This window comes from Tamlana crocina (genome assembly GCF_012037625.1).
The window spans coordinates 1-670 of record NZ_JAAVJS010000073.1 but is presented as its reverse complement, the minus strand read 5'-3'; the positions used below and the strand labels follow the sequence as shown (position 1 = coordinate 670).

The following is a 670-nucleotide window of genomic DNA, read 5'->3' as shown; positions in this document are numbered from 1 at the left end:
AAACAGAAAGTTTTATTCCAAACACCAAACAAGGATGTGGTTTACAGCTGATCAAATAGAAACTCCTGCCTTGAAAAGACTGGTGCAGAATAACCGGAACCGGGTGGAAAGGGAATTGGCCGGTATTCTTCTTATGATCATGGAAGACCATGATCTGGAAACTCTGAACCTATGTCCTATGGATGCTTATAACGCCATAAGTAAATCAAGGCTCCGCTTCGATCTTACCCAAATCCGCAATATCCTGAAGAAGGAGTGGAAACTGGTGAACCAAAGCAACTCGAACCGCTATCAGAAGTTCCTGCTCTGGGGAGATGGCACCACTACCTTCAGAGAAGCTAAAGGACGCTATTTCACTATAAATAAAAATTTCCTGCTGGGGAATTTTGAGGATCTCAGAAATACCTGAATTCCTGTTTCTAAGGAAAAAATGATGAAATGATGATAAAACGATTACAGGGAAACTCCAGTGTTTTCGGGAGGTTTCAGCTGCTGTCATCGTTTCATCAAAATGAAGACTGCTTTTGAAAGAAAAACTTTGAAACTATCTATTTTTTTGATGAATTGATGACAAAGTAAGATAAGGCCAGTAATAGCAAGGGTTCCGGCTGTCATCATTTTGTCATCAAACTGTCATCAAAAATAAAATGATGACAAAAAAGGACTCAAT

At 39.4% G+C, this 670-nt stretch carries 1 pseudogene; it reads left to right on the top strand.

Features of this window, described 5'->3' with window-relative positions:
• A pseudogene (locus tag HC176_RS15670) lies at nucleotides 1-409 on the top strand (primase-helicase family protein); the annotation flags it as partial.
• Between the last annotated feature and the right edge of the window lie 261 nt (nucleotides 410-670).